Origin of the sequence: Synechococcus sp. H55.2 (assembly GCF_047462495.1) — a bacterium.
Classification (GTDB): Bacteria; Cyanobacteriota; Cyanobacteriia; order Thermostichales; family Thermostichaceae; genus Thermostichus.
Window position 1 is genome coordinate 22,512 of record NZ_JANSJH010000008.1, and the last position, 6,979, is coordinate 29,490.

Genomic DNA, 6,979 nt, shown 5'->3' on the forward strand with positions numbered 1-6,979 from the left:
ACCCTCACCCCCAACCCCTCTCCCAGAGGGAGAGGGGAGTTAGGGAACGACGTAGGGAGACGTTTTATTTGAGGAGCCTAGATTGCGTCGCTGGGCTATCTGGGCGTTGAGCAGGATCACCGGCAAAATCCCCACCAGGACAATCGCCAAGGCGGGGGCGCCGGCCTCGGCCAGGCGTTCGTCAGCAGCCATGCGGTAGGTGTGGACGGCCAAGGTATCGAAGTTAAAGGGCCGCAACACCATCGTGGCCGGCAGCTCCTTCATCACATCTACAAACACCAGCAGCATCGCTCCCAGGATCCCGCCCCCCATCAGGGGCAGGTGCACCCGCCACAGGGTGCCCAGGGATCCCTGCCCCAAGCTGCGGGCTGCCTCATCCAGACTGGGAGGAATGCGCGCTAGCGTCGCCTCGACGGTGGACAGAGCCACCGCCAAAAAGCGCACCAGATAGCCAAACACCAACGCCACAATAGTGCCGCTGATCACCAGACCGGGCGGCTGTTGAAAGAGCGCCTGCCGCAAGTAGCTCAGCAGTTGATCCAGTTGCCCCAGGGGAATCAGAACTCCTACTGCAATCACCACGCCCGGTAGCGCGTAGCCCAGGGAAGATAGCCGCACCGCCAGCCGCAGGCCCCAGGCCCGCTGCAGCCGCAAACCGTACAGCACCACCACCGCCACCAAGACGGCGATCACCGCCGTGATCGTCGAGAGGAGAAAGCTGTTCTGGGCGTAGCTCCAAAAGCGGCGGCCCAATTCCCCCTGGCGCAGGGTCATATGGAGCAGGATCAGGGCAGGGATAACGAAGCCCAGCCCAATCGGGATCCCACAGGCCAGCCACGCCCCCACCCCCCGGATCCCGTGCAAGGGATAACGACTTGGGTTTGGCTTGAATCCTTGGCGATAGTAGCGCGCCCGCCGGCGGGAAAATTGCTCCAGGGCCATCAGTAGCAACACCAACAGCAACAGCAGCGCTGAAAGCTGAGCTGCTGCCACCGGATTGCCCAGAGCTGTCCAGGTGCGGTAGATGCCGGTAGTAAAGGTATCGACCCCAAAATAGCTGACGGTGCCGAAATCGTTCAGGGTCTCCATCAAAGCCAGCAGACAGCCGGCCACGATCCCCGGCCGGGCCAAGGGCAAGGCCACCCGGAAAAAGCTAGCCCACGGCCCGTAGCCCAAGGAGCGGCTCACCTCCAAACAGACCACCGACTGTTCCTGGAAGGCCAGCCGCGCCGAGAGATACACATAGGGGTAGAGGGTGAGGACGAGCAGCAGGATCGCCCCCCACAAGGAGCGAATGTTGGGGAACCAGTAGTCGCCGATCCCCCAGCCGGTAACCCGCCGCAGCCAGGTCTGGAAGCCGCCGGTTACTTGCAAAAAATCGGTGTAAGCGTAGGCCAACACATAAGTGGGAGCCGCCAGGGGCAACACCAGCATCCACTCCAGCCAGGCCCGCCCCCAGAATTCGCACATTGTCACCAGCCAGGCAGTGCCGCTGCCCACCAGGATGACTCCCAGCGCCACCCCCACCATCATCAGCAGGCTGTTGCGCACGTACAGCCCCAAGACCGTGTCGGCCAGGTGCTCCCAAACCTGCCGCTCGTCGGCAAAGAGGCTGAGGAGAACCGTCAGAGTGGGAATCAAAATTAAGCCCGTCAGGGCTAAGGTCAGCAACGTCCAACCGCTGAACCAGCGCGTCCAAGCTCTCTTGAGAGAATGGTCAAAGCGTTTACCCAGATTTAGCCAAGCTAACTTTTCCATCAATTGCAATTGAAATCCCTGAGAGCTGGCAAAAACTTTTTCTTCACCGTACTGTTTCCCAATTGTCAGGCAAATCTTAGGAAAAAACAAAGAAGCTAAGTCTCAAGACTCAAACTTGGGACTTGGTTCTGCTTTGGGGCTGCAACCGGGGAGCCAAGAAGAAAGCTCTCGGCAACCCCGGCGCTTTTCATCGCCAACCGGCCCGATCCATCACTTTCAGGGCATCGGGGGTAACGCGGCCAATGCTGGCGGCGTTGATCGTGTCTTCCTTGAAGGTGCCAAAGCTGGCCACCACCGAGTCGATCTCCGCCCCCGGCAGCACCGGGTATTCGTTGTTGCTCTGGGCGAAGATGGCCTGCGCCTCCGGGCCGGAGAGGAACTCCAGAAACTGGATGGCGGCCTCTTTGTTGGGAGCTGTTTTCAGAATGCCGGCGCCGCTGATGTTGACGTGGGTGCCACGATCCTCTTGGTTGGGGAAGAAGGCGCCGATTTTCTCCGCTACGGCGCGATCTTCGGGATTGTCGGATTTGATCAAACGCGGCAAATAGTAGGTGTTGGACAGCGCCACATCCCCCACTCCGGCAGCCACGGCTTTGATTTGATCAATGTCTCCCCCTTCCGGCGGGCGGGCAAAGTTGGCCACCAAGCCCCGCGCCCACTGTTCGGTTTCTGGGATCCCGTGCGCCAAGATGATGGAAGCCGTCAGAGATTGGCTGTACACATTGCTGGAGGAGCGGGTGAGCACCTTGCCCCGCCACTTGGGGTTGGCCAGATCTTCGTAGGTGGAGAGCTCCTTGGGATCCACCTTGTCTTTGTTGTACATGATCACCCTGGCCCGCTTGGTTAGGCCAAACCAGTAGCCTTCCGGATCCCGCAGCGATTCCGGGATGTTCTTAGAGAGCGTCTCGGACTGGATGGGCTGAAACAGGCCTTCGTTCTGGGCGCGCCACAGCCGGGCAATATCTACGGTCATAAAGATATCGGCAGGGCTGTTGGATCCCTCGCTGCGGATGCGCTGGGCAATCTCGTCGGCGTTGCCCTGCACCCAATTGACAGTAATGCCCGTTTTCTGTTTGAAGAGGTCGTACAATTTTTCATCGGTGCCGTAGTGCCGAGAGGTGTAGAGGTTCACCTCCCGGTTGGCGCCGCGGGCCGGACGCCCCAGCAAGCCTGCCGCCAAGGCTACAGAGCCCAGCGCGGCTCCGCTGACCAGTTGCCGTCGCGATAAGCGCATACCCAACTCCTAAACTCAAAAACATTTCAAGAAAGGCTGCTGCATTGACCCAGTCAGCAATGCCTTTACCCGAGAAAGCACTTGAAAACCCCCTCCCTGAATCAGGGCAGTTCCCTCAAATGCCGGCCTTTTGACCCTTCTCTAGGCCAAGCTTATTGAGATTTTTATTCAAGAACTTTGCTCTGGGGCAATGATAGAGGATCCTGAGTACCGAGTCAAGCTGTTGGGAGTCGTTCTCATCTTTGAACCGTTTGGCCCAAGATCCGCCAACTCTCGCTGGAAACAAGAGCCAAGGTCGCTTCTCATCGCGGCTGGCCGGGCAAGGGGATCCCTTACCGGAATATTTTGGGTAGGGCGGGGTTCTAGACCTGCCTTGGGTATAAAGGGAGCAGGGTAGGTGGTGGAGTATGGTGGGATCCCTTTCTCATCAATGGCTGGATGAGCAACTGCAGGACAATGGCCGGGATCCGGGTGTTTTCATCCTGGTCTGTGGCTACAACGACTTGGCAGCGTTGACGCTGCAGATTCTGGAAGACTTTGGACAGCGCGCGGTGGTGGTGGCTCCCGGCCCGCGGCCTTCTTTATTAAAAGAGCAGTGGCAATACCTAGAGGGGGATCCCCATCAGCCGGAGGTGTTGCGCCGGGCTGGGATCGAGCGGATCAAGGTGGCATTGCTTGTGGAGGACAACGACCAAGCCAACTTCGAGCTGGCTCTCTTGATTCGGGATCTCAACCCGCAGGTGCGCATTGTCTCTCGTCTGTTTAACACCGGCCTTGCCCGCTACCTGGACTCGATTTTGCCGCAGCATTTTTCCCTGTCGGTGGCTGCCTTGGCTGCGCCGGCCTTTGCTCTGAAAGCTGTCTCGGACGAATTTGTCGGCTACTTCGAGCTGCCCCAGTTAGAGGCTCAGCTGGCCACGCTGCCGCCGGAGCTGGCGAATCCGCTTTATTTTGGCGCTCCCCAAGAGACCACCCTCTGGAACGTGGTGGAGCTGACCATCGGCTACAACTCCCGTCTGCTGCACATGCCCCTCTCGGAACTGGAGGAAACCTTTCGGGCGCGGGTGCTGTTTCACTACCCGGTGGACGGGCTGTCCGACTTTTCCGAGTCTCGGGTTTTCGACGATTTCGACCACGAGGCAGAGCTGCTGGAGGGGGATCGCATTTTGGTGATCTGCGACCCCAGATCCTATCTGCACCTGTTGGAGCGCAACGGGCGGCGCGGCTCTTCGCGGGCACAACGCTGGGCCAGCGGACAGGTGCAAGACAAACGACAACAACAGCGAGGCAACTCGTTCAGGCAGCTCCTATCTTGGCTGCGCAGAAGCCTGCAGGGACTGCTGCAGGTCAAGCCCATCGTGCGCACCCTCACCTTCACCTTGGGAGCCATGCTGGTGCTGGGGATCCTTAACTTTAGAGCTATCGGCAAATCCGTGGTTGACGGGCTGTTGCTGACCATCGTGGTGTTGACGGGGGGGTATGGGGACATCGAGGCTTTTCAGCAGGCGGAGACCCCTCTAGGGGTGAAGGTGGTGGCGGTGGTTATGACCTTGGTGGGGGCTGCCCTGGTGGGGTTGATCTACGGATTGGTGACTGACAAGTTGGTGAGCAGCCGCTTTGGCTTGGGCCGGGCCGCCCGTATGCCCAAAGCGGATCACGTGGTGATCGCGGGGTTGGGACGGCTGAGCTACTTGGTGCTGCAGTTGTTGCGGCAAATGGGCTATGAGGTGGTGGTTGTGGAGCCCGACAGCGACAATCCCCTGCTGGCGGCGACGGAACGGGAGGGGGCGGTGGTGATCCGGGGCAACTACGCCTTGGCCAGCACGCTGCAACAGGCTCGCATCCAAAGCAGCCGCTCTTTGATCTGCACGACGCCTGACGATCTCACCAACCTCGAGACCGCCCTGACCGCCCACAGCCTGCAACCTGGGATCCGCACCATTTTGCGGGTCACGGATCCTGAGCTGGCGGCGCGGATGCAGCGGCATCTGCAGACGCTGGGAACCAGCTACAGCACCACGGCCCTGGGGGCGCGGGCTTTTGCTACGGCAGCGTTGGTGGGATCCGTTTACGGCACCTTGACTTGGGACGGGGAAACGCTGCTGGTGACGCTGCTGGAGGTCTCGGCCCATGACCCTTACCTGGGGCTATCCCTACGGCAACTGGCCCAGGATTACGACCTGGCGATCTTGCTGCATCACTCCCGACCGGGCCGGCCCTGTGTTTTTCCCAAGATCTGGCAGAAAGAGGGCGAGACCCTGTTGAAGCGGGGGGATCGTCTATACGTGATGGGGACGGTGGGATCCCTGATTCGCCTGGCCCAGGGACGCCCCCTGCCGCCGGAACTCTATCAAGTGCGGCTTTTGGAATACCGCAACCCCTACTTTGAAGACGAGATCCTCTCCACCTTGGCGTTTTATGCGCGGCTGCCCAAGACGGCCCTGAAGCCGCTGTTGCGCTGCCTGCCGGCGGTGGTGAGCCCCCCTCTCCCCCGCGACAAGGCCATTAAGTTGGCCCGCCAACTGCGCAAAATGAGCACCGAGGTGCAGGTGTTTGCCCAGGTGCAGGCCGAGCGGCGGATCCCTGAAGTCCTCTAGGGCTTTTCCGCCACAAGGCGCACAAAGCGATTTTGCCCGTAGAGCTCTTGCGCCACCACTCTCAAGCCAACCTTCTCCAACAGCCAGGCCAAGTCCTCAGCGCTGAAGCGGTTGTGCTCGTAGAAGTGGGTAAACTGATCCACCAAGGTGTCTAGGGATGTTTCCATCTGAAACAGTTGGGCTTCTGTGGCCGCATCGAAGTAGAGGCTAAGTGGGGCGCGCACCCAGTCCACCAGCAAAAACCGCCCCCCTGGCTTGAGCAGACGCCGCACCGCTTGCAACAGGCGCACCGGCTGCACCATCTCGTGGATCACCACCACCGCCTGAGCCGCGTCAACGCTGCAATCTGGCAGGGGCAAATGGGGATCGTGGAGATCGGCCTGCAGCAGTTGAAGGCCAGGGACGCCTTTCAAGTCTGCCGCTGCCCGCTCCAACATGTAGGGCATTAGATCTACGCCAATGAAATGTCCGCCGGGGTAGCGCTGGGCCCACTGCCGGAGGACATACCCCGGCCCCGTTCCCAGATCCAGCAGGCAGGGCGCAGCGGGCAAGCAGGGCTCAACATGCTGCTGCCAAAACTGCCAAAAGGTCTCATTGAAGCGGCCAGGAGCAGTAGCCAGCATGCGCTCGCAAAAGCTGGGGCCACGGTGGTGCTGGTAAAGGAGCTGAAAGGTATCGAGGCCAGCTTGGGTCATGGCTGAGCATCCTCAACAGATCCTGGGAACAAAGTCAGAGGCGTAGGCAGGGCATCGCAGCAACTCAAAATGTCGGCCTAGCGAGCAGAGGAAGCGGTGGAGAAGTTGGCGATGGCCGTCTCCAGGTCGTCAAAACAGGTCAAGACCTTCTCCATCGAGGTGAGGCTGAGGACGAGGGCGACGCTTTCCGGAACGCAACAGAGGCTGAGGTTGCCGCCGGCAGTCCGGCACTTGCGCAAGGCCGAGATCAGCACCCCCAGGCCGGAGCTGTCCATAAAAGTAACCGCCGACATGTCGATCAACAGGTTGTGGTAACCAAAATCCAAAACCTGCTGCAGCAACTGCCGCACTTCGGAAGCGACCTTGGCGTCAAAGCGACCTTCCAACGGCACAATCGCCAGTTGTTGCCCTTGCGGAGTTTCGGCGGTACGGATGCGCAGCTTAAAATCCATTGCTTCCAGTCAAGACCTCATGCCCCACCTTAGCACCATCGGTTGCTGCTATGACCCCCTCGGCAGAAAATCCCTCTTCTGCAGACAGAGAGGGTATCCTTCTTTGCCATGGCAACTTCCCACTGGTTGAGATTGTCTGCCGGATCTAGGCGCGCTGTGCCGTTGAGGCAGCTACCCTCCCTTCCTCTTCAGCCAGGGAGCAGTCCCTCACCCCCGGCCCCTCTCCCAAAAGGAGAGGGGAGC

General features: G+C 60.1%; 5 protein-coding genes. 1 reads left to right on the plus strand and 4 read right to left on the minus strand.

Annotated elements, in window-relative coordinates; translation table 11 throughout:
- Positions 1-39: 39 nt before the first annotated feature.
- Both NW844_RS02145 and NW844_RS02150 read right to left on the minus strand, forming a co-directional pair.
- The gene (locus NW844_RS02145) at positions 40-1,758 is read right to left on the minus strand and encodes an ABC transporter permease (protein ID WP_414333071.1); all 1,719 of its coding nucleotides are present in this window, start codon (positions 1,756-1,758) and stop codon (positions 40-42) included.
- A gap of 187 nt (positions 1,759-1,945) precedes the next feature.
- The gene (locus NW844_RS02150; protein ID WP_414333072.1) at positions 1,946-2,998 is read right to left on the minus strand and encodes a Fe(3+) ABC transporter substrate-binding protein; all 1,053 of its coding nucleotides are present in this window, start codon (positions 2,996-2,998) and stop codon (positions 1,946-1,948) included.
- A gap of 401 nt (positions 2,999-3,399) precedes the next feature.
- Here NW844_RS02150 and NW844_RS02155 point away from each other — a divergent pair, with 401 nt between their 5' ends.
- On the plus strand, positions 3,400-5,589 hold the full coding sequence (locus NW844_RS02155) for an NAD-binding protein (RefSeq protein ID WP_414333074.1): 2,190 nt from the start codon (positions 3,400-3,402) through the stop codon (positions 5,587-5,589).
- Here the strand turns inward: NW844_RS02155 and NW844_RS02160 are convergent.
- Both NW844_RS02160 and NW844_RS02165 read right to left on the minus strand, forming a co-directional pair.
- Positions 5,586-6,284, minus strand: coding sequence for a class I SAM-dependent methyltransferase (locus NW844_RS02160; RefSeq protein ID WP_414333075.1), 699 nt, complete (start codon positions 6,282-6,284; stop codon positions 5,586-5,588). The two genes, NW844_RS02155 and NW844_RS02160, sit on opposite strands and share 4 nt — an antisense overlap.
- Before the next feature lie 77 nt (positions 6,285-6,361).
- Entirely contained in the window at positions 6,362-6,736 is a 375-nt protein-coding gene (locus tag NW844_RS02165; protein WP_414333076.1) for an STAS domain-containing protein, read from the minus strand.
- Positions 6,737-6,979: the final 243 nt, after the last annotated feature.

What these genes read in the sequence shown, in the direction of transcription:
- NW844_RS02145 (WP_414333071.1), bottom strand. Translation starts at nt 1,758, where the DNA reads ATGGAAAAGTTAGCTTGGCTAAATCTGGGTAAACGCTTTGACCATTCT.
- NW844_RS02155 (WP_414333074.1), top strand. Translation starts at nt 3,400, where the DNA reads ATGGTGGGATCCCTTTCTCATCAATGGCTGGATGAGCAACTGCAGGAC.
- NW844_RS02160 (WP_414333075.1), bottom strand. Translation starts at nt 6,284, where the DNA reads ATGACCCAAGCTGGCCTCGATACCTTTCAGCTCCTTTACCAGCACCAC.
- NW844_RS02165 (WP_414333076.1), bottom strand. Translation starts at nt 6,736, where the DNA reads ATGGATTTTAAGCTGCGCATCCGTACCGCCGAAACTCCGCAAGGGCAA.